Consider the following 1,703-nt stretch of genomic DNA (forward strand, 5'->3'; position numbering starts at 1 on the left):
AAACAAAAAACCTCCTAAAAGCGGTTTAAATAAGTGAGATTTTCTAAGAATTAAAGGCTTGTGCAACGGTTACCGGTGTTGCAAACAGTTTTTATTCAATTTTTTCATATTTTTCACCACAACCTTCATCGCAATTTGATAAGTTTGTAAGTATTAATTTCCGATTTACAAATGTGTAATCATACACTAAATTAAATTGACTATCTGTACAATCAAAAGTAATCGTTACCTGATTTGAAGATGATAAAGTGTAGCTGCCATTGCAATTAAACCTGTTTGAAATTATAATATCATTATTTTTGAAGGTATATACATAACCATCTTCAACTGTATTCCACTGAGGGTCACTTCCTCCGTCACTGCCATACTTTTCTATTAATTTCCAAGTGCCAATTATGGAAGGTTCTTGCATTTGATGACTTTCATTTTCATTATTGGTACATCCACTAAGAGATGTAAACAGTACTACTATTAAAATAAGATTTTTCATTTTTTTTATTATTTAATAGTTAAATCAATATTTGATGAATTAAAACCTCCTGATCCATTGCTTTGCCGGACAATATGAAAGGAAACATTTATGCATATTGAATCATCACCAGTAATTCCGTTTTTTGATAAAAAGAAATCTTGATTGCTCCCAGTTGTGGGAGTTCCACATTGTTGCGCAATTACGTTGGTATTTATAAAAATCCCAACTAAAATTACTAATTGTAAAATTCTAATTTTCATAATTTCATTTTTAAATTGTTTGCAACGGTCTTGTATAATTACCCAGCTAAGGGAATTTGGAAAATAAAGATAGTAAAAAGAACTGACTTTGACGCGTGAGCGTTTGTGTCCGCAGGACACAAAACCTTAGTTGGAATTATACGGTGTTAGCATTTGTTATTGTTTATCCACTAATTGATCAACTTCTAATTTTAATTTTGGGAGATGATTTATTAAAATAGACCAGATATTTTCATCAGAAATATTATCATATGCGTGAATAACTTGATTCCTTAAACCAATTATAGCTTTTGCGTTAGATATCTCACTTTCAAATGATAAATCTCTTTTTAAAATTCTATTCATTGCCTCACCAATGATTTCTAAATTTCTTTCTATAGCTCTTTTGAGCATAATGTTTTCACGATATTTAAAGAAATCTTTTTCTTGATTCTCGAAATAGCTGTCTATTTCTTCAATAGCAATTTTAATGTCAAATAGCCATTTAAGAATTCTCTCATCCATAAACTAACTCTTTATTTTTGTCAATAGATTTTTTAAGAATAGGATTTTTGAGGGTTTGTTCCTCAACTAAGTCGATTTCCCTTCCCAATAGATTTTTTAAATTTTCTCGAAAACTAATATAGTTATCAAAGTATTTCGCTAAATCAATATTCTTAAACTTTACTAAAAAGTCAATATCGCTTTGAGGTGAAAAGCTAGAATTTAATGCAGAACCAAATAAATACATTTTATCTACGTGATATGTTTCACATAGTTTTTTCAGAGTTTCGATATGATTTTCAATTAATTTCATAATCAAATTTACGTAAATAAAACAAAAGTATTTATTTAGTAATGATTTTTTTAATAAATGCTAACGTTCTTGTATAATTACCCAGCTAAGGGAATTTGAGAACTAAAGATAGTAAAAAGAACTGACTTTGACGCTTGAGCGTCTGTGTCCGCAGGACACAAAACCTTAGTTGGAA

General features: G+C 29.2%; 4 protein-coding genes. All 4 read right to left on the reverse strand.

Annotated features, from left to right (window positions below):
* Positions 1-91 precede the first annotated feature (91 nt).
* The 4 genes from G551_RS0112285 to G551_RS0112300 all read right to left on the reverse strand — a co-directional run bounded on the left by G551_RS0112285 (position 92) and on the right by G551_RS0112300 (position 1,528).
* Entirely contained in the window at positions 92-490 is a 399-nt protein-coding gene (locus tag G551_RS0112285; protein ID WP_027885835.1) for a hypothetical protein, read from the reverse strand.
* Positions 491-498: 8 nt separating this feature from the next.
* The gene (locus tag G551_RS0112290) at positions 499-732 is read right to left on the reverse strand and encodes a hypothetical protein (protein WP_027885836.1); all 234 of its coding nucleotides are present in this window, start codon (positions 730-732) and stop codon (positions 499-501) included.
* Positions 733-888: 156 nt separating this feature from the next.
* Positions 889-1,236 carry a HepT-like ribonuclease domain-containing protein gene (locus tag G551_RS0112295; protein WP_027885837.1) on the reverse strand — a complete coding sequence of 116 codons (348 nt, stop codon included), beginning with the start codon at positions 1,234-1,236 and terminating at the stop codon, positions 889-891.
* Positions 1,229-1,528: a nucleotidyltransferase family protein gene (locus G551_RS0112300; RefSeq protein WP_027885838.1), complete on the reverse strand. Its 300-nt coding sequence runs from the start codon at positions 1,526-1,528 to the stop codon at positions 1,229-1,231. Before G551_RS0112300 ends, G551_RS0112295 begins: the two co-directional genes overlap by 8 nt.
* Positions 1,529-1,703 lie beyond the last annotated feature (175 nt).

Source organism: Mesonia mobilis DSM 19841 (assembly GCF_000423405.1).
GTDB classification, from domain to species: Bacteria; Bacteroidota; Bacteroidia; order Flavobacteriales; family Flavobacteriaceae; genus Mesonia; species Mesonia mobilis.